This window comes from Marisediminicola antarctica (genome assembly GCF_009930795.1).
GTDB lineage: Bacteria > Actinomycetota > Actinomycetes > Actinomycetales > Microbacteriaceae > Marisediminicola > Marisediminicola antarctica.
The window spans coordinates 1,241,888-1,264,929 of the sequence record NZ_CP017146.1 but is presented as its reverse complement, the minus strand read 5'-3'; the positions used below and the strand labels follow the sequence as shown (position 1 = coordinate 1,264,929).

General features: G+C 69.1%; 21 protein-coding genes. 10 read left to right on the top strand and 11 right to left on the bottom strand.

What is annotated here, in order from left to right; all coding sequences use genetic code 11:
* Positions 1–37: 37 nt before the first annotated feature.
* The 3 genes from prpB to BHD05_RS06000 are packed head-to-tail and all read right to left on the bottom strand — an operon-like array spanning position 38 to position 3,154.
* Positions 38–937: a methylisocitrate lyase gene (gene prpB, locus BHD05_RS06010; protein ID WP_161885635.1), complete on the bottom strand. Its 900-nt coding sequence runs from the start codon at positions 935–937 to the stop codon at positions 38–40.
* Positions 937–2,454: an MmgE/PrpD family protein gene (locus BHD05_RS06005; RefSeq protein WP_161885634.1), complete on the bottom strand. Its 1,518-nt coding sequence runs from the start codon at positions 2,452–2,454 to the stop codon at positions 937–939. The genes prpB and BHD05_RS06005 overlap by 1 nt, the downstream gene beginning before the upstream one ends.
* A gap of 43 nt (positions 2,455–2,497) precedes the next feature.
* Complete coding sequence (locus tag BHD05_RS06000) at positions 2,498–3,154, bottom strand: GntR family transcriptional regulator (protein ID WP_161885633.1); 657 nt, start codon at positions 3,152–3,154, stop codon at positions 2,498–2,500.
* 130 nt (positions 3,155–3,284) lie between these two features.
* On the opposite strand from BHD05_RS06000, the gene BHD05_RS05995 reads away from it, so the two are divergent.
* Together BHD05_RS05995 and BHD05_RS05990 are read left to right on the top strand one after the other, a co-directional pair.
* On the top strand, positions 3,285–5,216 hold the full coding sequence (locus BHD05_RS05995) for a propionyl-CoA synthetase (RefSeq protein WP_161885632.1): 1,932 nt from the start codon (positions 3,285–3,287) through the stop codon (positions 5,214–5,216).
* Positions 5,217–5,296: 80 nt separating this feature from the next.
* Positions 5,297–5,782, top strand: a complete 486-nt coding sequence (locus tag BHD05_RS05990) for a hypothetical protein (RefSeq protein WP_161885631.1) — start codon at positions 5,297–5,299, stop codon at positions 5,780–5,782.
* Between the two features lie 8 nt (positions 5,783–5,790).
* On the opposite strand, the gene BHD05_RS05985 is transcribed toward BHD05_RS05990, so the two are convergent.
* The 4 genes from BHD05_RS05985 to BHD05_RS15895 form a co-directional block, all read right to left on the bottom strand.
* The gene (locus BHD05_RS05985) at positions 5,791–6,192 is read right to left on the bottom strand and encodes a hypothetical protein (protein WP_236966667.1); all 402 of its coding nucleotides are present in this window, start codon (positions 6,190–6,192) and stop codon (positions 5,791–5,793) included.
* Between the two features lie 150 nt (positions 6,193–6,342).
* Positions 6,343–7,065, bottom strand: a complete 723-nt coding sequence (locus BHD05_RS05980) for an ATP-binding cassette domain-containing protein (RefSeq protein ID WP_161885630.1) — start codon at positions 7,063–7,065, stop codon at positions 6,343–6,345.
* A 69-nt stretch (positions 7,066–7,134) separates the two neighbouring features.
* Positions 7,135–7,431 (bottom strand): transcriptional regulator, encoded by a 297-nt coding sequence (locus BHD05_RS15900; RefSeq protein WP_161885629.1) that lies wholly within the window; start codon positions 7,429–7,431, stop codon positions 7,135–7,137.
* A complete protein-coding gene (locus BHD05_RS15895) occupies positions 7,424–7,726 on the bottom strand; it encodes a hypothetical protein (protein WP_161885628.1) in 303 nt (100 codons plus the stop codon). Before BHD05_RS15895 ends, BHD05_RS15900 begins: the two co-directional genes overlap by 8 nt.
* Before the next feature lie 111 nt (positions 7,727–7,837).
* Between BHD05_RS15895 and BHD05_RS05965 the strand changes: the two genes are divergently transcribed.
* On the top strand, positions 7,838–8,089 hold the full coding sequence (locus BHD05_RS05965; protein ID WP_161885627.1) for a hypothetical protein: 252 nt from the start codon (positions 7,838–7,840) through the stop codon (positions 8,087–8,089).
* Positions 8,090–8,106: 17 nt separating this feature from the next.
* Here the strand turns inward: BHD05_RS05965 and BHD05_RS05960 are convergent, their stop codons facing one another.
* The gene (locus BHD05_RS05960; RefSeq protein WP_161885626.1) at positions 8,107–9,657 is read right to left on the bottom strand and encodes a long-chain-fatty-acid--CoA ligase; all 1,551 of its coding nucleotides are present in this window, start codon (positions 9,655–9,657) and stop codon (positions 8,107–8,109) included.
* Positions 9,658–9,979: 322 nt separating this feature from the next.
* A complete protein-coding gene (heR, locus tag BHD05_RS05955) occupies positions 9,980–10,762 on the bottom strand; it encodes a heliorhodopsin HeR (RefSeq protein WP_161885625.1) in 783 nt (260 codons plus the stop codon).
* 114 nt (positions 10,763–10,876) lie between these two features.
* Here heR and BHD05_RS05950 point away from each other — a divergent pair, with 114 nt between their 5' ends.
* The 7 genes from BHD05_RS05950 (at position 10,877) to BHD05_RS05920 (ending at position 19,318) form a co-directional block, all read left to right on the top strand.
* On the top strand, positions 10,877–11,638 hold the full coding sequence (locus BHD05_RS05950; protein ID WP_161885624.1) for an AzlC family ABC transporter permease: 762 nt from the start codon (positions 10,877–10,879) through the stop codon (positions 11,636–11,638).
* The gene (locus BHD05_RS05945; RefSeq protein WP_161885623.1) at positions 11,635–11,946 is read left to right on the top strand and encodes an AzlD domain-containing protein; all 312 of its coding nucleotides are present in this window, start codon (positions 11,635–11,637) and stop codon (positions 11,944–11,946) included. Before BHD05_RS05950 ends, BHD05_RS05945 begins: the two co-directional genes overlap by 4 nt.
* Positions 11,947–12,184: 238 nt before the next feature.
* Positions 12,185–12,958, top strand: coding sequence for an SGNH/GDSL hydrolase family protein (locus tag BHD05_RS05940; protein ID WP_161885622.1), 774 nt, complete (start codon positions 12,185–12,187; stop codon positions 12,956–12,958).
* Positions 12,959–12,992: 34 nt separating this feature from the next.
* A complete protein-coding gene (locus BHD05_RS05935) occupies positions 12,993–13,457 on the top strand; it encodes a hypothetical protein (protein ID WP_161885621.1) in 465 nt (154 codons plus the stop codon).
* Positions 13,458–13,463: 6 nt separating this feature from the next.
* Positions 13,464–17,312, top strand: a complete 3,849-nt coding sequence (gene hrpA, locus BHD05_RS05930) for an ATP-dependent RNA helicase HrpA (RefSeq protein ID WP_161885620.1) — start codon at positions 13,464–13,466, stop codon at positions 17,310–17,312.
* Positions 17,313–17,372: 60 nt separating this feature from the next.
* Positions 17,373–18,527: a thiolase family protein gene (locus BHD05_RS05925; RefSeq protein ID WP_161885619.1), complete on the top strand. Its 1,155-nt coding sequence runs from the start codon at positions 17,373–17,375 to the stop codon at positions 18,525–18,527.
* A 2-nt stretch (positions 18,528–18,529) separates the two neighbouring features.
* Positions 18,530–19,318 carry an SDR family NAD(P)-dependent oxidoreductase gene (locus BHD05_RS05920; RefSeq protein WP_161885618.1) on the top strand — a complete coding sequence of 263 codons (789 nt, stop codon included), beginning with the start codon at positions 18,530–18,532 and terminating at the stop codon, positions 19,316–19,318.
* A 319-nt stretch (positions 19,319–19,637) separates the two neighbouring features.
* Here BHD05_RS05920 and BHD05_RS05915 read toward each other — a convergent pair whose 3' ends face one another.
* Positions 19,638–21,242: a peptide chain release factor 3 gene (locus BHD05_RS05915; protein ID WP_161885617.1), complete on the bottom strand. Its 1,605-nt coding sequence runs from the start codon at positions 21,240–21,242 to the stop codon at positions 19,638–19,640.
* A 28-nt stretch (positions 21,243–21,270) separates the two neighbouring features.
* Positions 21,271–22,959, bottom strand: coding sequence for a ribonuclease J (locus tag BHD05_RS05910; RefSeq protein WP_236966666.1), 1,689 nt, complete (start codon positions 22,957–22,959; stop codon positions 21,271–21,273).
* Between the last annotated feature and the right edge of the window lie 83 nt (positions 22,960–23,042).

Here is a 23,042-nt window from a genome sequence, read left to right as displayed (position 1 = left end):
GGTTCGCTCCTTTTCTGGGCGGCTGCGGTCGGCGAGGTCATCGCGCGACCGTGAAATTGAACACGCTCGAGTCGAACGCGTTGTAGCCCTCGTAGTCAAGCAGTTCGTAGAGCCTCGCGCGGTGTTGCATCTCGGCGACGACCGGCTCGAGGGTGCCCTCGCTGCGGAGAACGTCGAGTCCGCGCTCCGCGGCCCCCATCGCGATCCGCAGCAGTGAGACGGGGTAGATGACGATATTCACCCCGATGTCGGCGAGCTGGCGGGTGGTGAACAGCTCGCTCTTGCCGAACTCGGTCATGTTCGCGAGGATCGGCACGTCGACCGCGGCCCGCATCGCCTCGAACTCGGCGAGGTCGGCCATCGCCTCGGGGAAGATCGCGTCGGCACCGGCATCCACGAGGGCCTTCGCCCGGTCGGTCGCGGCGGTCATCCCGTCGATCGCGCGGATGTCGGTGCGCGCCATGATGAGCAGGTTCGGGTCGCGGCGCCCGGAGACGGCTGCGCGGATGCGCTTGATGGCGGTGGCCTCATCGACGACGGCCTTGCCATCGAGGTGGCCGCACCGCTTCGGGTTGATCTGGTCTTCGATGTGCAGGCCGGCGACCCCGGCATCCTCCAGCTCCTGCACCGTGCGCGCGACGTTCATCGGCTCACCGAATCCGGTGTCGGCGTCGACGATTGCCGGCAGGTCGGTCATGCGCGCGATCTGACGCGCCCGCGTGGCGACCTCGGTGAGGGTCGTGAGACCAATATCGGGCAGGCCGAGGTCCGCGCTGATCACCGCACCGGAGATGTAGACGCCGTCGAAGCCCTTGTCTTGGATGAGCCGGGCGCTCAGCGGGTTGAACGCACCGGGCAAGCTCAGCAGCTCTCCCGTCGCGAGACGCTCGCGGAAAGCGGCGCGCTTGGCGGCCGGGGTCGTGGTGGCGTAGAGCATCAGAAGAGTCCCTTCGGGGCGGTGATCGAGTCGAACAGGCCCACACGCGGCATCAGACTGAGCCCGCCGAGCTCGGCCGGGGTCAGCTGCGGAAGTCGCTGCACGAGCTCGAGGAACCGCTCGGTCTCGGCCTGCTCGAGCACGCCGTCGGCGAGGGTGCGGAATTTGGTCAGGTACTGCTCACGGGCGAATGGCCGGGCGCCGAGCGGATGCGCGTCCGCGACGGCGATCTCGTCGACGATCCGGGTGCCGTCGTCGAGGGTGATCTCGACCCGCCCGCCGAACGCCTTCTCGGCCGGGTCAGTGGAGTGGTAACGGCGCGTCCACTCGGCATCCTCAGCGGTCGTCACCCGCTGCCAGAGGGCCACTGTGTCCGGGCGCCCCGCACGCTCGGGGGCGTAGGAGCGCTCGTGGTGCCACTCGCCGTCCTGGAGGGCGACGGTGAAGATGTAGGGGATGGAGTGGTCGAGAGTCTCACGGCTCGCGGTCGGGTCGTACTTCTGCGGGTCGTTCGCGCCGGAGCCGATCACGTTGTGGGTGTGGTGCGAGGTGTGGATCACGACGGCGTCGATCCGGCGCCCGTCGCGCAGCTCGGGGTGGTTCTCGTGGAAGCGCCGGGCGAGGTCGATGAGCGCCTGGGCCTGGTATTCGGCCGAGTGCTCCTTTGTGTAGGTGTCGAGGATGCCGGCTTTGGCCTCGCCGCGCGCGGGCAGCGGCACCTCGTAGGCGGCATCCGGCCCGTCGAGGAGCCACGCGATCACGCCGTCCTCCCCCTCGTAGATCGGGGTGGGGCTCGTCTGGCCGCGCATCGCCCGGTCGACGGCCTCGACGGCCATCTTTCCTGCGAAGGCCGGGGCGTGCGCCTTCCAGCTGGAGATCTCACCCTTGCGCGACTGGCGCGTGGCGGTCGTCGTGTGCAACGCCTGGCCGATGGCCTGGAAGATCGTCTCGGCCGGCAGGCCGAGCATCGTGCCGATTCCGGCGGCGGCGCTCGGGCCGAGGTGGGCGACGTGGTCGATCTTGTGCTTGTGCAGGCTGATCGCCTTGACGAGGTCGACCTGCACCTCGTAGCCGGTGACGACGCCGCGCAGGAGCGCCAGGCCGTCGCAGCCGAGGTGCTGGGCGACGGCGAGGATCGGCGGAATGTTGTCGCCGGGGTGCGAGTACTCGGCCGCGAGGAAGGTGTCGTGGTAGTCGAGCTCGCGCACGGCGACGCCGTTGGCCCAGGCAGCCCACTCGGGGCTGTGGCGTTCGCCGAGTCCGAAGACGCTCGATCCCGCTCCGCCGGTCGATACCGGATGCGCCGCGGCCTGGCTGCGTGCGGCCACCACAGGGCCGCGGGTGAGCGAGGCCGTCACGACGGCGGCGTTGTCGATGAAGCGGTTGATGACCATCTCGGTCACCTCGGGCGTGACCTCGACCGGGTCGACGGCGACCTCGGCGATCTTCCAGGCGAGCTGGTCCTCTCGGGCAAGATTCTCGTCGCTGCGGTGGACTCGAACGTGGTGGAGCTGCACGGTGGTTCCTTTCGGTAAAGACGTGGGGCGGGTCGCGCGTGTGTCAGGGGGCGGGCTTGGTCGACGCGAGTGCGCTCGCGAGGGCGTGGTGGAGGTGCACGTGGGTGGCGTGGGCTGCCAGGTCGGCGTCGCCGGCGACGACGGCCTGCACGATGAGGAGGTGCTCGGATGCCGCGGTCGAGAGCCGCGCCGGGTTGTCCTTCGCGAGCCGGCGCACGCGCACGAGATGGGTGCGCAGGCTGCGCAGGGCTGCGACGAGGTAGGCGTTGGCGACGGCGTCATCCATCGCCTCGTCGAAACGCTGCACGAGGCCGTAGTAGGCGTGCCGGGCCGGATCGTCGCGCTCGAGCAGGTCGGGCACCGCGACGAACTCCCGCTCCAGGGCGGCGAACACCGCTGTTTCGCCCCGGCTTGCGGCGAGCCTGGCGGCCTGCATTTCGAGCGCCTCTCGTACCTCGAAGAGCTCACGGATGTTGTCGATCGAGATGTCCGTGACGACGAGCCCTCTGCCCGCCTGGGCCGCGACGAGGCCGTCGGCGGTGAGCCGCGCGAGGGCCTCGCGCACCGGAGTGCGCGAGACCCCGAGCCGCGCCGCCTGATCGACCTCGCCGAGAATGCTGCCGGGCGGAAGCTCCCAGTCGATGATCTCGCCGCGCAGGGCAAGGTAGGCCCGATCACTGGCTCGTGCAGGCACCGCCATGCTTACCTCCAACAGGAACAAATGTATACAGTCTTCCGACCTTATCGGCAAAATCACTGAAATGTGCCATACTTTAGCAACTTTCTGTATACACACTTGGGTTCGGCGAGTCTCGATGGGGAGAATTTCGATGGAAAACAGCAGCAGCGGCCCGCACGCGTCCGGAGCATACCGGCAGAGCGTGGCCCGTAGCGAGAGTGAGCCGGGGCGCTTCTGGCTCGACGCGGCGGGCGGCATTGAGTGGGACACCCCGCCGACGGTCGCGCTCGATGACACGGAGGCCCCGCTCTACCGGTGGTTCCCCGACGGCGTCATGAACACGTGCTTCAACGCGCTCGACCGGCACGTGCTCGCGGGCCGCGGCGAGACCGCCGCGCTCATCTACGACTCTCCCGTGGTCGGGAAGAAGAAGAGCTACAGCTACGCAACACTGCTCGACAAGGTCGCGCGGTTCGCCGGGGTGCTTGCCGACGCCGGGGTCGTCAAGGGCGACCGCGTCGTCATCTACATGCCGATGATGCCGCAGGCCGTCACCGCGATGCTCGCCTGCGCCAGGCTCGGCGCCGTGCACTCCGTCGTCTTCGGCGGCTTCGCGGCGAAGGAGCTCGCGGCCCGGCTCGACGACGCCCAGCCGAAAGTCATCGTCACGGCATCCGGCGGCATCGAACCGAGCCGGGTCGTCGAGTACCTGCCGACGATTGTCGACGCCCTCGCCCTCAGCACCGGCTCGGTCGCCACCGTCATCGTCAAGAACCGCACCGAGGTGCCGGGCTCGGCCGCGGAGTTCAGCTTCCCCGGAACTCAGTGGTGGGACTGGGACGAGCGGTCGCCCTTCGCCGCCCCGCATCCGCCCGTCGGAGTCGCCGCGACCGACCCGCTGTACATCCTCTACACGTCGGGCACGACGGGAGCACCGAAGGGCGTCGTGCGGGACAACGGCGGGCACGCGGTCGCGATGGCCTGGTCGATGGAGAACATCTACGACATCCACCCGGGAGACGTGATGTGGACGGCGAGCGACGTCGGCTGGGTCGTCGGCCACTCCTACATCGTCTATGGGCCGCTCATCGCGGGCGCGACGACCGTGCTGTACGAGGGGAAGCCCGTGGGCACCCCGGATGCCGGTGCGTTCTGGCGCGTCGTCTCTGAGCACAGGGTCAAGGTGCTGTTCACCGCCCCGACCGCGCTGCGCGCGATCCGCAAGGCCGACCCGCACGCGACACTCGCCGAGAAGTACGATCTCGGCTGCCTCGACGCGCTATTCCTCGCCGGCGAGCGCCTCGACCCGGACACCTGGACGTGGGCGACCGCGCTGCTCGAGAAGCCCGTCGTCGACCACTGGTGGCAGACCGAAACCGGGTGGGCGATTTGCGCGAGCCCGCGCGGGCTGGAGAAGCTGCCGCTGCGGGCGGGCTCCCCGTCGTTCCCGGTGCCCGGCTTCCAGGTCGGGATCGTCGACGAACACGGCACTCCCCTGCCGCACCTGGCCGAGGGCAACATCGTGATCAAGCTGCCGCTGCCGCCCGGAACCCTCGCGACGCTGTGGAACGGCGACGAGCGGTATGTAGCGACCTACCTGTCAGCATTCCCCGGCTACTACCTCACCGGCGATTCGGGCTACTTCGACCGCGAAGGCTACCTCTACGTGATGGGCCGCACCGACGACATCATCAATGTGGCCGGCCACCGGCTGTCGACCGGATCGATGGAGCAGGTGCTCTCGCAGCATCCGGCCGTAGCGGAGTGCGCCGTTATCGGGGTGCACGACGAGATCAAGGGGCAGAAGCCCGTCGGCTATGTCGTGCTCAAGCACGGGGTGACGATTGCCGAGGAGCAGCTCGCTGCCGAGCTCGTCGCGATGATGCGCGAGCAGATCGGCGCGGTCGCCGCCTTCCGGGACGCCGTGGTGATCCAGGCTCTGCCGAAGACGCGGTCGGGCAAGATCCTCCGCAAGACGATGCGGCAGATCGTGAACGGCGAGGACTACGTCGTGCCTCCGACGATCGATGACCCCGCAGCCATCGACATCATCGCGGCGACGGTGGCGTCGGCCGCCGTCTGAGGTCGTGGTCTGGGGTGGCGCTCACATCAACGACGCCCGCGCGTCTCCGCAATGGGGAGCGGCTGTGTCAAGCTGGCATCATGAGAACCGGATCCGTCAGGCTCCTGGTGTATGCGAGCGTCGTGACCGTGGGGTCGCTCCTCGGCGGGTGGGGCGTGAACATCGTGCAGCTGCTCGTCGCGGGCGAAGGCTTCTCTCTGACCGAAGCGGTGATCGCCGCGCCCCGCGCGCTGCTCACCGGTTTCTACTTCCTTGCGCCCCTCGCCGCGCTCTACGGCATACTCATCGCGGCCGTATTCGCCCTTCTCCCCCGCATCCCCGTGACCGGCTTCATCTGCGGCCTGCTCGTCTCTGGGCTGTTCGTGCTGATCGGCGCCCTCCCGGGCTCGGCGATGAGCTTCATCGGCGGGTGGGAGGGCGCGCAGTCACTGGCGGTCATCGATGCCGTCGGCTCCATCGCCTGGATGCTGTGGAGCGGGCTGGTCGCCGCTGCGAGCATCCGCATCGCCTCGCCCAGGGCTCGAAAGGGCGAGGCGCGCGACGTGCACCTGGACTCCGGGGCCTGACCCGCAGGTCAGAGGTACCGGCGCCCCTCGTCCCGCCGGAACAGCACCAGCGCGAGCGCAAGCGACCCGGCGGTCCAGAGGAGGATTCCCATCCAGACCCACGACTCGAGCCCGCCGCCCTGCACCGCCCAGATGACGAACTCGCGAGCCTGGCGCGACGGCAGGAACCGGGACAGGGCGTTGAGCCAGTCCGCGAACAGGAACGGCGGCAGGAACAGCCCACCGGCGAACGCGAGCCCAAACATCGCCACCTGAACGACCGCGATGGCCGCCTTCGAGGGCATCGAGTAACCGATAGCAATGCCGAGGAACATAAACGGCAGCGAGGCGACGGCGAGCGCCCCGAGCCCCACGAGAATACGCCAGGGATCGGCGGTCGCCTCGGTCGCGAGGGCCCCGATCACGATCACCGGGAGGATTGACGCGAGTCCGAGCACCCCTGACGAAGAAGAGCAGCGAGAGTGCCGGAAACACCAGCCCGCCGATGATTGCGATCGGCACCCGCGCGGTCTCGAGCAGGGTGTACTTCGCGTGGACGAAGGTGAGGCGGGCGGTGGACATCAGGATTCCTCCCCTGTGGACGACGAGGTCGTCCGCACAGCCGCTCTGGTACCGGCCGCAGAGCGCGCACCGCCGGTGCGCGACAGGAACGCCTCCTCGAGCGTCGCACCACGCACGCTCAGTCCGCGGAACCCGATGCCCGAGCGCACGAGGGAGACGACGAACTCATCCGAGGAGCGCACGAAGAAGGACGCAGATGTCCCGCTCCCCGGATCGACCCTGTCGACACCCGGCAGGGTCGCGACACGATCGAGCTGCCCCGACTCGAGCCGCGCCCTCGCGAGCCCGACCCGGTCGAGGACGCCGGCGAGGCTGTCGTCGGCGAGCACCCGTCCCTCTCCCATCACGACGACGCGTTGCGCGAGCGCCTCGATCTCCTCGAGGTAGTGGCTCGTCACCACGATCGTCGCACCGCGCTCGTGCTGCGAGCGGAGGGCGTCCCACAGTGTGCGGCGCGCGTCCACGTCGAGGCCGGTGGTGGGTTCGTCGAGCAGCACAAGCTTCGGGCGGCCGACGAAGGCGAGCGCGACGCTGAGGCGGCGCTTCTGCCCGCCGGAGAGCGAGCCGGTCTGGCGGCGAAGGAGCTGGTCGAGGCCGAACTCGTCGGCGAGCTCTGCCGTGGAAGCGCGGTCGGCGAAATGTGCGCCGACGAAATCGAGCACCTCGCCGAGGCGGAGGGTGGCGGGAAGCGCGGTCTCCTGCGGAGTGCTTCCGAGCAGCATCCGGTTGCGGGCATCCGCTGGACTTCCGCCACAGAGCGTGACCGTGGCTGTCGAGGGTGGCGAGGGTGGTCATGTGTTCTCTCCCGGTACCGATCGGAGGGCGTCCACGTAATCCTCGAAAGCACGCCGCCCGGTCTTACTGAGCTCGAGGTAGGTGGCGGGGGTGCGGCCATGATGGGTCTTCGTGACGGTGACGTAGCTCACGTCTTCGAGTTTGCGAAGATGGGTCGACAGGTTGCCCGCCGTCATATCGAGCAGGTGCTGCAACCGGGGGAACGCAATTCGGTCGCCCGCGGGGATGACTGCAAGGCTCGCGGTGATGCGCAGGCGCGCGGCGGCGTGTATCACCGGATCGAGGTCAGTCACGGGCGGGCCGGGCCAACTCGATGGCGGAGGAGGCGGCCCCGGCCACGAGGACCGTGCCGCCCACAAGTGACATAACCAGAATGTTGGTCGGCTGCCCGGCGAACGGGGCGAGCGACGAGACCACCAGGAGCAGGAAATAGCCGACGAGCCAGGAGACTCCCCAGATGAAGTAGAGCCAGGGCACCGGAGCAAGCAGCGCACGATCGACACTGCGCTGTTGTTCGGTGAGCAGCCCCAGCATCGCAGCGGGATCGGCGGGAGCATCGTCGGCGAGCCGGTTCGTCGCTTCTGTCATGTCTTTTTTGTCACGCAAAGTACTTTGCTAAGTCAAGAAATTGCGCGAACACCGTCCGTCCGGTGCGCGCGCGTCTCGAACATCCACAGGTGAACAAACTACGGTGGCCGGATGAACCCCTCCGATATCCGTTGGAACGACGAAGCCCGTGCCAAGATCCTCGACGATGCCGACCGGGTCCTGCGCGAAGCGGTGCTCGACATCGCGGGGTCAGATCCGGGCACGAATGCCGACGCGATCTATGCCGATCTCAACTCGCGCCTCAAGGATCGCTTCATCGACTACGAGCCGGGACCCGACATCCGCACGTACGCCGACGCGATCGCCGCTGGCGAATGGGCTTCGCCTGGCGCCGCCGGTTAGCCCGGCGCCCGCACTTCCTACCCGTACTGCGCCACCAGCTCGCGCTTGAGCACCTTCCCGCTCGGACCGAGCGGCAGCGCCTCGACGATCTGGATATGCCGCGGGTACTTGTACGACGCGATGTGCTCCATCGTGAAGTCGATGAGGTCCTGGCCGCTCGTCTGGGCTCCCGGACGGAGCATGACCGCGGCCATGATCTCCTGCCCGTGGGTCTCGTGCGAGATCCCGAAGACGGCGCTATTGGCGACATCCGGATGCCGCGCGAGCACCTCCTCGACCTCGCGCGGGTACACGTTGTAGCCGTTGCGCAGGATCATGTCCTTCGTGCGGTCGACGATCGTGAGGTAGCCGTCGTCGTCGAGCGTTCCGAGGTCGCCGGTGCGGAACCAGCCGTCGACGATCGCCTTCGCGGTCTCCTCCGGCCGGTTGAGGTAGCCCTTCATGAGGTTGTGTCCGCGGATGAGCACCTCGCCGAGCTCACCCGTCGGCAGCAGCTCGACCGACTCCTGCAGTTCAGGGTTGCCGATGCCAATCTCGACCCCCCACAGCGCCTGGCCCACGGTTCCGGGGCGCGGCACCCTGCCGACGTGGTTGAACGTCGCGACCGGCGAGGTCTCGGTAAGGCCGTACCCCTCGAAGATGTCGGCTCCGAACGCCTCACGGAACTTGTCGATCATCGCGACCGGGATGGCCGCGCCGCCCGAGACGGCGTAGCGCAGCGGCGGGCGTTCCACGTTGCGGGATGCCGCATCGAGCAGGCCGATGTACATCGTCGGCACGCCCATGAAGATCGTGCACTGCTGCTCGATCATCACGCCCAGCGCGGTGTCGCCATCGAACCGCGGCACCATCACGATCGTGGCCCCGGCCCGGAACGTCGCGTTCATCGCGCACGTCTGGCCGAACGTGTGGAACAGGGGCAGGCATCCGAGCACCCGGTCCTCCGGCCGCAGGTCGAAGGTGCTGAGCAGCAGCACGTTGACCTGCTCGACGAGGGCGAGGTGGCATCCCTCGGCACCCTTGGGCCGACCCGTCGTGCCGCTCGTGTAGAGGATCGTCGCGGTGTCGAACGGATGCCGAGGCTCGTACGTCTCGATGGCCGTTGCCTGGCGGGCCTCATCCTCGAGTCGCGTGAATGGGAGGGCGTCGACCTTGTCGTCCGGGATCAGGACCGACACGAGCTCGACGGCCGCGAGTGCGGCGCCCTTGGCACCCTCGCCGAGGAGGGGCGCAGCGCAGACGATGAGCTTCGCACCGCTGTCGCGCAGCACGTACTCGATCTCCTCCGACTTGAGCAGCGCGTGGATCGGCACGACGATGCCGCCGAGCGCGAGCACTGCGTAGTAGACGCGCGGGAAGTCGGCGACGTTGGGAATGAGCACCGCGACCGGGTCGCCAGGTCCGATACCCCGTGCCTTCAGCGCCCCCGCATACTCGCGTGCCTCGCGCCAGAGGTCACGGTAGGTCGTCTGCTGCGGCCCGACCACGACGGCGACGGAGTCGGGAAAGCGGGTGGCGCTCTCGGCGAGAATTGCGGCGACGGACATCGTGGCGAAACCAGTGCTCATGCGTGTTGACCCCTTCGGTCCTCGTTGACGTCGGTGCCCGCGAACGGGCTCTCGAATCTTAGGCGCGCCCCGCACTGGGGCCGCGGTCGGTGTCAGGTTTCCTCCAACGCTTCGCCGTTCTGGTCGGCGCGGGTGGGCGAGAGTGTCAGTGTGGCACGCTCGCGGGCAGCGGCGCCGTCGGCGCGCACCACCGCCCGGGCGGCCGTCTGCGCGCCCGCTGTTCACGCGCGCTGCAGTAATCGCATGCACTCGAGCGAACAACACCCGCGCGGGTCGCTCGTCACGTGCCTGACCCGAATCACCGGGCGGGCCGAAAACCCGTCTAGCCGGGCCCGGCCGGCAGCACGACGCCGAGCACGACCAGCCAGGCGAACAGCGAGGCCTGCACGACGCTCAGGACGACGTGCATCCGCTCGCCGCCCACCCCGTGCGTCCCACGCAACGCCGAGCGCGAATCGCGCCACTGCGTGACGGCAAACGCGAACGCCGCGGCGAGCATGGCCAGGGTGATGACCCGCACGATCACGCTCGGTCCTTCGCCGACAACGCCCGCGCCGACCTGGTGGAACGCGATGACACCCCAGGGAACGATGCCGACCGCCGCGCCGAAGGCGAGCGGGAGCAGCGGATGCCCGGAACGCACGGTGGTCCGCTCCTGCAGCACGCTGAACAGGGTCATGCCGCTCGTGAGCGCATAGATCGCCACGAGCGCGCCGATATCCGAGATCCCGTTGAGCTGCGCGACGAGGAACACCGTGATCGAGGAGGTGAACGCAAACTCGGTCCACCGCGCGGCATGGTCGTTCGAGCGAAGCCGCCCAGACAGGCGTGTGAAGCCAGCCGGGATGACCGCGCCCAGCCGGGCCGCGGCCACGAGCACGCAGAGCACCACGACGGCGAGCCCGACATCGACCGGTAACAGCTCGACCCTCTCGCCGGTGTCGCCGGGGAAGTCGACGCTGACGGGCACGAGCACGCGGTCGGCCGTCGACGACAGGATGCCGACGAGCAGCATCCCCTGGAGCAGCATCAGGAAGCCGGCGACGGAGGAGAGCCGCCGAAGGCTGCGCAGGCCGACCTCGAACCCGGCGTTGGGCACGCTCATCTGGTCCCCCCGGTTCGAACCAGCTGTGAGCGTTGTCGCTGCGCCATCCCCGTCGTCCCGTCGTGTCGTGAAGACTCGTCCAATTCTAGGCGCGGCGGCACATAGCATGGGCGGATGCCGACGCGTCTTCGCGACTCCCCCGGGGCCAGGGTCGGGCTCTCGATCGCGATCGCAACGGGGCTCTATGGCATCTCCTTCGGCGCCCTGTCGGTGGCATCCGGGCTCGACATCTGGCAGACCGCGGCGCTGAGCCTGTTGCTGTTCTCCGGTGGATCGCAATTCGCCTTCATCGGGGTGATCGCGGGAGGCGGAACCCCGGTTGCCGCGGCGAGCGCGGCCGCACTGCTCGGCATCCGCAATGCCATCTACGGGATGCAGCTGAACGCGCTGCTCCACCCGCGGGGCTGGCGCCGATTCGCCGCCGCGCACGTGACGATCGACGAATCGCTCGCCACGAGTACGGGCCAGTCCGATCCGCTCGAGCAGCGGCGCGGGTTCTGGGTGGCCGGGGTCGGCATTTTCGTGTTGTGGAACGCGTTCACCCTCGTCGGGGCGTTCGCCGGCGACGCGCTGGGCGACCCGAAGCGCTGGGGCCTCGACGGGGCGGCGGTCGCCGCGTTCCTCGGGCTGCTCTGGCCGCGGCTGCGGTCGCGGGAGGCGGGGGCGATCGCCGTCGTCTGCGCACTCGCGACCGTCGTGGCCGTTCCGTTCGTGCCGCCCGGCATTCCGATTCTCGTGGCGGCGGTCGTCGCCGCCGCGATCGGCTGGTTCGGTTCGCCGCGGGCCCCGGAGGGCGAGGGGCTGGAGCCCGACATCGACCCCTATCGCGGCGGGGACTCCCCCGGCCGCAGCACCAGCGCGGCGGGCGACACATGAGCCTCTGGTTCTGGGTGATTGTGGCCTGCGTCATCGGGTTCCTCACCAAGCTGCTCGGCTACCTCCTGCCGCGCAAATGGCTCACCAATCCGCGCGTCGCTCGCGTCGCCGGCATCCTCACGATCGGGCTCCTCGCCTCCCTGACGATCGCGAACACGGTCGCGACCGGGCAGCAACTGGCGCTCGACGCCCGGCTCGGGGCGCTCGTCGCGGCCGCGATCGCGCTCTGGCTGCGGGCGCCGTTCCTCGTTGTGGTCATCGTCGGAGCGGCCGCCGCTGCCGGGCTGCGGCTGCTCGGCTGGCCGTAGCGCGCACCCGCGTCCGCGCGCACCGCGCGCACCGCGCGCACCGCGCGCACCGCGCGTTGCCGAGGACTTTCGGCGACACGCCGCTGTTCTGTGTGCCCCGACACGGCGCGGTGCCGATTCTCCTGCGTTACCTCGCGCACGTCGTGACCGCACACGTCGTGACCGCGCACGTCGTGACCTTTCGCAAGTCCGGGACCCCCGCGCGTCAGGGGCCTCCGAAGTGTGGTGGACTCGACCGGTGCGAAACACCTACCCGAGCTATGTCGCCATCGGCGACAGCTTCACCGAGGGCGTCGGCGACGAGCGGCCCGACGGCAGCGTGCGAGGCTGGGCCGACCTCGTCGCCCTCGGTCTCGCGCTCGCCTCGCCCGAGCCGGTCAGCTACGCGAACCTCGCCATCCGGGGTCGCCTTCTCGCCCCGATCGTCACCGAGCAGCTGGATGCCGCGATCGCGCTCTCTCCCGCCCTCCTGAGCATCAACGGCGGCGGCAACGACATTCTGCGCCCGCGCGTCGCGGTCGGCCAGGTCGCCGACGGACTCGAGGCCGCGGTCGACTGTGCGGTCGCGAGCGGAATCCACGTCATACTCACCAGCGGCGCGAACCCGACCCGGCACATCCCGCTCGGCGCCCTCATCGGCCGCCGTGGCGATCAGCTCGCCCAGGCGATGCGCGATCGCCTCCCGAAGCAGGGAGTCACCTTCGTCGACAACTGGGCCGACGCCGAACTCACCGAGAGCCGGTACTGGTCCCCCGACAAGCTGCACCTCAATCCCCGCGGCCACGAGCGCGTCGCGAGCAACGTGCTCGCCGCACTCGAGGTGCCGATTCCGGATGCCGCGGGCACGCGCATCGACGGAGCAGCGGCACAGCGCACCGCCGCGTATTGGCGCGAGCACGTGTTGCCGTGGATCGGACGCCGCCTCACCGGCCGCTCCTCCGGCGACAACCGGGCGCCCAAGATCGCCACACTCACGCCAGTGGAACTGCCGAACACGCGCGGCGAGCACTGAGCCCACCCACCACTTCGGGGTGCAGACTAGACGCGTGTGGCCCCTCGAAAGAATCCTCGCGTTGGCCGGGACGGCCGTGGCCACCGGAGCGGCCCTCGGGGGAGGGTACGCGATCGCCCTGCTGACGAGGGAGCAGTTGTTGCTGCCCTCCGGGCCGTCGTTCGCCCTTCTCCCCGTTGCGGGAATCGTCGGCGCGGCAGTGGGCGCCCTCGTCGCGGCCGCCGGTGCCGCGGGTGGCGCCGCGGCCATTCTGCTCACCCGCAGCCGTTCACTTGGCCCGGCCTCGCGCGCGGCCATCACCGGGTCGGCGGCGGGCACGGCGGCACTCGCAGCGGCGGCTGCGCTGTTCCTTCATCCGTGGGTCATCGACGGAGGCTCGCTCGTCATCGGCAGCGCGATCGCAACCGGGATCCTCACGGCAGCGGGCACCCGGTTGAGCGAGCGACGGCAGGCCGGAACAAGCGGAGCGGGTGCGACCACCCCGACCCCGTACGATTGATTCCCCATGCCCGAAGCGCCCCTCCTCGTCATCACCTATCCGCCCGAGCTGCCCGTCAGCCAGCGCCGGGAGGAGATCTCCCGCGCCATCCGCGACAACCAGGTGGTCATCGTCGCCGGCGAGACCGGCTCGGGCAAGACGACCCAGCTGCCAAAAATCCTGCTTGAGCTGGGCCGGGAGAAGATCGGGCACACGCAGCCCCGGAGGATCGCCGCGCGCACGATCGCCGAGCGGATCGCCGAGGAGCTCGGCCAGGAGCTCGGCGGCATCGTCGGCTACCAGGTGCGGTTCACCGACCGGGTTGGCAAAGACACCAAGGTCAAGCTCATGACCGACGGCATCCTGCTCGCCGAGATCCACCGCGACCGTGAGCTCACCAAGTACGACACGATCATCATCGACGAGGCGCACGAACGCAGCCTCACGGTCGACTTCCTGCTCGGCTACCTCAAGCAGCTGCTGCCGCGCCGCCCCGACCTGAAGGTCATCATCACGAGCGCCACGATCGACCCGGTGAGCTTCTCCAAGCACTTCGACGATGCCCCCATCATCGAGGTCTCCGGGCGCACCTTCCCGGTGGAGGTCCGCTACCGGCCGCTGGTCCCGGATGCGATCGACGCCGCGGCGCTCGGGTCCGGCGATGAGTTCAGCGATGAGTTCGAGCCCGCGGATGCCCGCGGCGGCAAGAATGCCCGAAAGGGTACGACCGCGTCGGAGGACCTCGACCCCATCGACGGCATCAATGCGGCGATCGACGAACTCGCGCGCGAGTCGATGGGTGATGTGCTCGTCTTCCTCAGCGGGGAGGCGGAGATCCGCGATGCCGAGGATGCCATCCGCGGCCGCAACCTGCCGCACACCGAGGTGCTCCCGCTGTACGGCAGGCTGAGCGCCGCCGACCAGCACAAGGTGTTCCGCCCCTCGGGCACCCCTGGAACCCGGCGCCGCATCATCCTCGCCACCAACGTCGCCGAGACGAGCCTCACGGTTCCCGGCATCCGCTACGTCGTCGACGCCGGCATGGCGCGGATCTCCCGGTACAGCGTGCGCGCCAAGGTGCAGCGCCTGCCGATCGAGGCCATCTCGCAGGCGTCGGCGAACCAGCGCTCCGGCCGCTCGGGCCGCACAAGCGACGGCATCGCGATCCGGCTCTACTCGGAGCAGGACTTCGCCCGCCGCCCGGAGTACACCGAGCCGGAGATCCTGCGCACGAACCTCGCCGCGGTTATCCTGCAGATGATCTCACTCGGCCTGGGCGACATCGCCGCGTTCCCGTTCCTGCAGCCGCCGGACTCTCGCGGAATCAAGGACGGGCTCGACCTGCTGCGCGAGCTCGGCGCGGTCACGAGCGACAACCGCATCACCAAGGTCGGCCGTCAGCTGGCGCAACTGCCGATCGACCCGCGCCTGGGCCGCATGGTGGTCGAGTCGAAGCAGCACGGCACGACGCGCGAGGTGATGGCGATCGTGGCCGCCCTCAGCATCCAGGACCCGCGGGAGCGCCCGCTCGAGCGCCGCGCACAGGCGGACCAGCAGCACGCGCGATTCACCGACCCGACGAGCGACTTCCTGACGCTGCTCAACATCTGGAACTACCTCAAGGAGAAGGAGAGCGAGCTCTCGTCGAGCGCGTTCCGCCGCCTGTGCAAGGCGGAGTACCTCAACTTCCTCCGCATCCGGGAGTGGGGGGATGTCTACCGGCAGCTGCAACGCATGGCGAAGCCCCTCCAGCTCAGCATCAACGATCCAAGCGTGAACCCGGTCGGTATCCACAAGTCGCTGCTCGCCGGGCTGCTCAGCCAGATCGGCATCAAGGACCGCCAGAAGAAGGACTACGTCGGCGCGCGCCAGGTGCGGTTCCTGATCTTCCCCGGCTCGGCCCTTGCGAAGAAGCAGCCGGATGCCGTGATGAGCGCGGAACTGGTCGAGACCAGCCGCCTATTCGCCCGGGTCAGCGCCGCAATCGATCCGGCCTGGGCCGAGCCGCTCGCCGGCGACCTCGCCAAGCGCAGCTATGGCGAGCCACACTGGGAAAAGAAGCAGGGCCAGGTCGTCGCGTACGAGCGCGTCACGCTCTACGGGGTGCCGATCGTCGAGCGGCGGCGGGTGCAGTTCTCGCGCATCGACCCGGCGTACGCACGCGAGCTGTTCATCCGGCACGCGCTTGTCGAGAGCGACTGGGAGACCGACCGGCTCGACAAGCGCGTCACGGCCTTCGAGCGGGACAACCGCGCGCTGCGTAAGGAGCTCGCCGAGCGTGAGGAGCGCACCCGCCGACGCGACATCCTCGTCGACGACGAGACGGTCTTCGAGTTCTACCACCGGCGCATTCCCTCCGACGTATATTCGACCCGCTCGTTCGAGTCGTGGTGGAAGAAGGCGCGCCTCGAGACCCCCGACCTGCTCACGATGACCGCCGAGAACCTCATCGACGAGGACGAGGCCGAGGCCGGTATCGACGAGAACGAGTTCCCGACCTGGTGGGACCAGGGCGACCAGCGGCTGGGGCTGAGCTACCGTTTCGAGCCCGGCGCCGAGGACGACGGCGTCACGGTGAAGATCCCTCTCGCGCTCGTCGCCCGGCTCTCCCCCGCCGGCTTCGACTGGCAGGTGCCGGGGCTCCGGGAGGAGCTCGTCACGGCGCTCATCAAAAGCCTGCCGAAGGCGATCCGCCGCAACGTTGTGCCCGCGGCCGAGTGGGCCAGACGCCTGCTGGAGAACGCCCGGGGACTGCCGATCGAGGAGCTGGAGGGCACCCCGATCACCGCGTACCTCGCCGACATGATCCAGCGCAAGACCCACACCCCCGTCGATCCGGGCGACTTCGACCCGGAGCGGGTCGCCCCGCACCTGCGAATCACCTTCGCCGTCGTCGACGACCGCGGCACCCAGGTCGCGCGGGCCAAAGACCTCCCGACACTGCAGCACAAGCTCAAGTCGCGCGTGCGGGAGTCGGTCGCGAAGGTCACCGAGGCCACCCCGCACGCCCTCGAACGCTCGGCCCTTGTCACCTGGGACTTCGACGAGCTGCCGAAGGTAGTCGACACCCGGCGCGGCGGCACCGTCATCCGCGGCTACCCGACGCTCGTCGACGAGGGTCAGAGCGTCGCGCTGCGCGTCATGGCGACGACCGAGGATCAGGCGGCGGCGCTGCCCGGCGGCATCCGGCGCCTGCTGCTGCTCGCGATCCCGTCGCCGCTCTCGTGGGTGCGCGACCATCTCAGCCAGACCGAGAAGCTGACCCTTGCCTCGAGCCCGTACCAGAACGTGCAGGCGCTGTTCGACGACTGCCTCGTCGCTGTGATGGACGACGCACTGCGGGAGATGGCGCCCGGCGGCCTGCTCTGGACCCGCACCGAGTACGAGGCCGCCCGCGCGGCCATCTCGGCCGGCCTGATCGACTCGCTCTACGGCGTCGTCTCGGTCGTCACCTCGAGCCTCGCTGCGGCCCGGGACGCCGAGCGGGCGATCACGAAGACGACGAGCATGACGTTGCTGCCGGCCCTGACCGACGTGCGCGCGCAGATCGCGGCGCTCATTTATCCGGGGTTCATCTCCGCTACCGGCGTGACCCAACTGAAGCACCTGCCACGGTACCTGCGTGCCGTGTCGGCCCGGCTCGACAAACTGCCGACCGCCGTCGCCCAAGACCGGGTAAGCCAGAATGAGGTCGCCCGGGCGATGGAGCGGTTCGTCGCCGCCGGCGGCCGCATCCCGCTCCCCCCGGATGCGCCCGAGCGCCTCGTGCGGGTGCGCTGGCTGCTCGAGGAGCTGCGCGTAAGCCTGTTTGCGCAGCAGTTGCGCACGGCCGAGCCGGTGAGCCTGCAGCGCATCGTCAAGGCGCTCGCGCCATAGACCCTGCTCCCGGCGGCCACGCCTCCGGCGGCCCCGGCGTCCCCCGCGTAGAGTCGAAGAATGACAACAGCCGTCATCGTCGACGCCATCCGCACGCCCTCCGGCCGGGGAAAGCCAGGTGGTGCGCTCTCGAGCCACCACCCGGTCGACCTGCTCGCCCAGACCCTTGCCGCGCTCGTCGATCGCAGCGGGCTCGATCCGGCGCTGGTCGACGACGTGATCGGCGGATGCGTGTCGCAGGTCGGCGCCCAGTCGTTCAACGTCACCCGCAACGCGGTGCTCGCGGCCGGCTTCCCCGAGTCCGTTCCCGGCACCACGATCGACCGACAGTGCGGCTCGAGCCAGCAGGCGGCATCGTTCGCCGCGCAGGGCGTCATCGCGGGCGCGTACGACGTCGTGATCGCCTGCGGCGTCGAGCTCATGAGCCAGAACCCGATCGGCAGCTCCACCATCGGAGCCGACCCCTACGGCGAGCGAATCGGCGCGCGCTACCCGGGCGGGCTGATCGGCCAGGGCATCTCCGCCGAGCTCATCGCCGCGCGGTTCGGTCTCAGCCGGCAGAACCTCGACGCGTTCGCGGCCCGATCGCACGCGCTCGCGGCCGCCGCCGACTTCTCCTCCGAGGTGCTGCCGATCGACGGGCGCACCACCGATGAGACCGTCCGTCCCGCCACAACCGCTGAGGGGCTCGCCGAGCTGGCGCCCGCGTTCCGGGACGAGGCGATGGCGCGCAGGTTCCCCGAAATCGACTGGCGCATCACCGCCGGCAACTCCTCGCCCCTCACCGACGGTGCCTCCGCGGTGCTCATCATGAGCGAGGAGAAGGCCGCGCTGCTCGGCCTCACCCCGCGGGCGAGGTTCCGCAGCTTCACCGTCGTCGGCTCCGACCCGATCGAGATGCTCACCGGAATCATCCCCGCCACCACGCGCATCCTGGCCCGCTCCGGCCTCGGCATCGACGACATCGACCTGTTCGAGGTCAACGAGGCATTCGCGTCGGTCCCGCTCGCCTGGCAGCAGAAGCTGCACGCTGACCCCGACCGGGTGAACCCGCGCGGTGGGGCGATCGCGCTGGGGCATCCTCTCGGCTCCTCCGGCACCCGGCTGCTCACCACCCTGCTCAACGGACTCGAACACGGCGGCGGGCGGTTCGGCCTGCAGGCCATGTGCGAGGGCGGCGGCATGGCCAACGCCACGATCATCGAGAGGATCTAGCCATGGAGATACGCGGAGCCGTCGCCCTTGTCACCGGCGGGGCCTCCGGGCTCGGCCTCGCCACCGCGCGGCTGATGCGCGAGGCCGGCGCGACCGTCGTAATCGTCGGCCTGTCCCATTCTGCCGGCGAGGCCGTCGCGGCGGAGCACGGGTTTGTCTTCCTCGCGGCCGACGTGGCGGATGCCGATCAGGTACAGCTCGCCGTGGAGACGGCCGCCGGGCTCGGGCCGCTGCGGATCGTCGTGGCGTGTGCCGGTATCGCCACCGGCGGCCGGGTCGTCGGGCGCGCGGGTCCGCTGCCGCTCGAGGACTTCGAGCGCATCATCCGGGTCAACCTCACCGGCACCTTCAACGTCATCCGCCTCGCCGCGGCGGCGATGGCGCAGACCGAGCCGCTCGCCGATCCGCACGGCGCTTCCGAAGATGCGACCGGCGGGGAGCGGGGCGTCATCGTCACCACGGCATCCGTCGCCGCTTTCGACGGGCAGATCGGCCAGGCCGCCTACTCGGCATCCAAGGCGGGGGTCGCGGGGATGACCCTGCCGATCGCGCGCGAGCTCGCGCAGCACCTCATCCGGGTCGTGACCATCGCGCCGGGAATCTTCGAGACGCCGATGATGGCGGGGCTGCCCCAGGCGGCGCGCGACTCTCTCGGCGCGCAGGTGCCGCATCCGGCCAGGCTCGGCCGGCCGGACGAGTACGCCGCGCTAGTCGAGCACATCGTGCGCAACCCGATGCTCAACGGCGAGACGATCCGCCTCGACGGCGCGATCCGCATGGCGCCGCGCTGACCGGCCGCGTCGCTTTCATCATTCAGGAGTGACGGTGTGGTCGGGCTGTCACCATTCAGGAGTGACAGGCAGGAACGACTGTCATCATTCAGGAGTGCCCGACTAGTCGAACTCGGTTTGCCGCCTGCCGCCCAGCATCCGCGGGCGGTACAGCGGCGTTACAGAGCGAGGAGGCGTCCCTGGCACACCGAACCCCTGAATCCTGCCGCCCGACAGAAGCCCAGATTCCTGAATGCTGACAGCCCGACCAGACCACCACTCCTGAATCATGACAGCCCGACCACACCGTCACTCCTGAATGATGAAAGAAACGAGAGCGTCACTCGGCCGAGACCGAGTCGAGTGTGAGTTCCGGATGCTCGCGCCGCAGCGTCCGGAGCTTCCACTCATTGGCAAACAGAGCGATCATCCGGCCGTCGGAGGCCATCGTCACCTCGATCGAGGAGTGCTTCGCAAGCACCTTCGCCGTCTCCGCGTCGATCAGGCAGGCGACTGTGTACGGCAGCGCATCGAATGCGATCGGCGCGCGGTACTCGTTCGCCATCCGCTCGGCCGCGACCTCGAACTGCATGGGGCCGACGGCGGCGAGGATCGGCGTCTGGTCCCCGCGACGGTCGGAGTGCAGCACCTGGATGACGCCCTCGTGGTCGAGCTGCTCGATACCCTTGCGGAACTGCTTGTGCTTGCTGCTGTCTGTGGAACGCACCGCCCGGAAGTGCTCGGGCTGGAACCTCGGCATCGGCGGGTAGACGACCGGGCCGCCTGTGAACAGGGTGTCCCCGGGGCGAAGCGCCGAGGCGTTGATGAGACCGACGATGTCGCCTGGCCACGCCATGTCGACGGTCTCGCGGTCCTTGCCGAACATCTGCTGGGCGTACTTGGTCGCGAACGGGCGACCGCTCGGCTCGTGGGTCACGGTCATCCCGCGCTCGAACACGCCGGAGCAGACGCGCACGAAGGCCACCCGGTCACGGTGGTTCGAGTCCATTCCGGACTGCACCTTGAACACGAACCCGGAGAAGGCGGAGTTCACCGCCCGGCGCACGCCTGATGTGTCGGCGCGGGCCTCGGCGGACGGCGCAAGGTCGACGAGGGTGTCGAGCAGCTGGCGCACGCCGATGTTGAGCGCCGCGGCACCGAACAGCACGGGGGTCGACGCGGCAGAGAGAAAGAGCGACTCGTCGTGACGGTGCCCCTCCTCGCGCAGCAGCCCGGTCTCCTCGACCGCCGTCTGCCATGCGGGCCCGGCGATCGCGGTCGCGTCCTCGGCCGGCACCGTCTCCTCGCTCGCGATTGTCGCTCCCCCGGCTGTGCGGTGGAAGCGCACGAACTGCCCGCTGTCGCAGTCGACGAGTCCGCGGAAGTCCCCCGACTCGCCGACCGGCCAGGTGAGCGGCGTCGGGAAGAGGCCGGTGCGCTTCTCGATCTCGTCCATCAGGGCGAGGGCGTCGCCGCCGGGACGGTCCCACTTATTGATCATCGTGATGAGCGGGATGCCGCGGCGTTTACACACCTCGAAGAGCTTCATGGTCTGCGACTCGAGGCCCTTGGCTGCGTCGACGAGCATGACGGCGGCATCCACCGCGGCGAGCACCCGATAGGTGTCCTCCGAGAAGTCCGCGTGGCCGGGGGTGTCGACGAGGTTGATGATCGTGTCGCGGTGGGTGAACTGGATCGCCGCGGAGCTGATCGAGATGCCGCGTTCCTTCTCCATCGTCATCCAGTCCGACACGGTCGCCCGCCGGCCGGCCTTGCCGTGAGTCGCCCCAGCCTGACCGATGGCGTGCGCGTGCAGCAGCAGCGCCTCGGTGAGGGTGGACTTTCCGGCATCCGGATGGGAGATCACGGCGATGGTTCGCCGCTTGAGGGCCTCGTCGAGAACCCGCAGGTTGTCGACGCCGTCCCTCGTTTCGACCGCGCTCATGGTTTCTCTCCCGTTGTGGATGCTCGAATCAGGCGTCGACGACGATCGACGTGATCACGGGCGTGCGGCGGTACTTGCGCTGCATCCAACGGTTCATCGTGCGGGTCAGCAGCACCTCGAGCGCCGCGCCGTCCACTCGCTTGCTCTGGTTCGCCGACACTATCGCGTCGTCGATCGCCTTCGTCGCGCCGCGGATCCACTCGTCATCGTGCGCGAAGCCGCGCGCGAAGAACTCGATGGGCTCGGCGAGCAGGCCCGTCTTGGTGTCGAGGATGCCGAGGATCGTGATCGCGCCGTCTTCGGCGAGCATCCGACGGTCGCTCAGCGCCTCCTCGGAGGCCACGCCGATCGACATGCCATCGACGAACACGAGGTCCGCCTTGACCTTGCCGACGATCGACGCGCGGCCGTTCACGAGGTCGACGACGACGCCGTCTTCCGCGATGATCACGCGGTCCTCCGGAACGCCGGTGCGCACAGCGAGCTCGGCATTCGCCGTGAGGTGGCGCCATTCGCCGTGCACGGGCATGACGTTGCGGGGCTTGACGATGTTGTAGCAGTAGACGAGCTCGCCGGCGCTCGCGTGGCCCGAGACGTGCACCTTCGCGTTGCCCTTGTGCACGACGTTCGCGCCCCAGCGGATGAGTCCGTTGATGACGCGGTAGATCGCGTTCTCGTTGCCGGGGATGAGCGAGCTCGCGAGCAGCACGGTGTCGCCGTCGCCGATCTCGATGATGTGCTCGCGGTTGGCCATGCGCGACAGGGCCGCCATCGGCTCGCCCTGCGAGCCGGTGCAGACGAGCACCATCTTGTCATCGGGGAGCTTCTCGAGGGTCTTGAGGTCGACGACGAGGCCCTTGGGAACGTTGAGGTAGCCGAGGTCGGAGGCGATCCCCATGTTGCGCACCATCGACCGGCCGACGAACGCGACCTTGCGGTCGTTCTTGACGGCGGCATCCAGCACCTGCTGGATCCGGTGCACGTGGCTCGCGAAGCTCGACACGACGATGCGTCGCGGCGAGGTGCGGAACACCGCGTCGATCGCCGGGCGGATGTCCTCTTCCGAGGTCGTGAATCCGGGAACCTCGGCGTTGGTCGAGTCGGTGAGGAAGAGGTCGACGCCCTCCTCGGCGAGGCGGGCGAAGGCACCGAGGTCGGTGATGCGCTTGTCGAGGGGGAACTGGTCCATCTTGAAGTCGCCGGTGTGCAGGACGAGGCCGGCCTCGGTGCGGATCGCGATGGCGAGCCCGTCGGGGATGGAGTGGTTCACGGCGACGAACTCGAGGTCGAACGGGCCGAATGAGCGCTTCTCGCCCGCGACGACCTCGACGACGGGGGGTGACAGGCGCTCCTCCTGGAACTTCGCGCCGACGAAGGCGAGGGTGAGCTTGGAACCCACCACGGGAATGTTCTTGCGTTCCTTGATGAGATACGGCACTCCGCCGATGTGGTCCTCATGGCCGTGGGTGAGCACGATCGCGACGATGTCGTTCAGGCGGTGCCGGATCGAGCTGAAGTCGGGCAGGATCACGTTGATGCCGGGCTGGTTGTCCTCGGGGAACAGCACGCCGCAGTCGACGATGAGGAGCTTGCCCTGGTGCTCGAACACGGTCATGTTCCGACCGATCTCGCCGAGTCCGCCGAGCGGGGTGACCCGCAGGCCTCCCTTGGGCAGCTTCGGCGGTGACGGCAGGTCGAGGTGGTGGTGGTTGATCATGGTGCTCGTTTCTTGGATTGTCTGCCCGACGCCTCCTGGCGTTTCGCGGGCCTTATTTCACTGCGGGGTTTGTGGGGGCGGCG

Excerpts from the sequence above, each read along its gene's own strand:
- BHD05_RS05915 (WP_161885617.1), bottom strand. The coding sequence starts at position 21,242 with ATGAGCGCGGTCGAAACGAGGGACGGCGTCGACAACCTGCGGGTTCTC.
- BHD05_RS15895 (WP_161885628.1), bottom strand. The coding sequence starts at position 7,726 with ATGACAGAAGCGACGAACCGGCTCGCCGACGATGCTCCCGCCGATCCC.
- heR (WP_161885625.1), bottom strand. The coding sequence starts at position 10,762 with ATGAGCGTGCCCAACGCCGGGTTCGAGGTCGGCCTGCGCAGCCTTCGG.
- BHD05_RS05925 (WP_161885619.1), top strand. The coding sequence starts at position 17,373 with ATGACAACAGCCGTCATCGTCGACGCCATCCGCACGCCCTCCGGCCGG.
- BHD05_RS05920 (WP_161885618.1), top strand. The coding sequence starts at position 18,530 with ATGGAGATACGCGGAGCCGTCGCCCTTGTCACCGGCGGGGCCTCCGGG.
- BHD05_RS05980 (WP_161885630.1), bottom strand. The coding sequence starts at position 7,065 with ATGCTGCTCGGAAGCACTCCGCAGGAGACCGCGCTTCCCGCCACCCTC.
- BHD05_RS05950 (WP_161885624.1), top strand. The coding sequence starts at position 10,877 with ATGCCGACGCGTCTTCGCGACTCCCCCGGGGCCAGGGTCGGGCTCTCG.
- BHD05_RS05965 (WP_161885627.1), top strand. The coding sequence starts at position 7,838 with ATGAACCCCTCCGATATCCGTTGGAACGACGAAGCCCGTGCCAAGATC.
- BHD05_RS05910 (WP_236966666.1), bottom strand. The coding sequence starts at position 22,959 with ATGATCAACCACCACCACCTCGACCTGCCGTCACCGCCGAAGCTGCCC.
- BHD05_RS05990 (WP_161885631.1), top strand. The coding sequence starts at position 5,297 with ATGAGAACCGGATCCGTCAGGCTCCTGGTGTATGCGAGCGTCGTGACC.
- BHD05_RS06000 (WP_161885633.1), bottom strand. The coding sequence starts at position 3,154 with ATGGCGGTGCCTGCACGAGCCAGTGATCGGGCCTACCTTGCCCTGCGC.
- BHD05_RS05995 (WP_161885632.1), top strand. The coding sequence starts at position 3,285 with ATGGAAAACAGCAGCAGCGGCCCGCACGCGTCCGGAGCATACCGGCAG.
- BHD05_RS05945 (WP_161885623.1), top strand. The coding sequence starts at position 11,635 with ATGAGCCTCTGGTTCTGGGTGATTGTGGCCTGCGTCATCGGGTTCCTC.
- hrpA (WP_161885620.1), top strand. The coding sequence starts at position 13,464 with ATGCCCGAAGCGCCCCTCCTCGTCATCACCTATCCGCCCGAGCTGCCC.
- prpB (WP_161885635.1), bottom strand. The coding sequence starts at position 937 with ATGCTCTACGCCACCACGACCCCGGCCGCCAAGCGCGCCGCTTTCCGC.
- BHD05_RS05960 (WP_161885626.1), bottom strand. The coding sequence starts at position 9,657 with ATGAGCACTGGTTTCGCCACGATGTCCGTCGCCGCAATTCTCGCCGAG.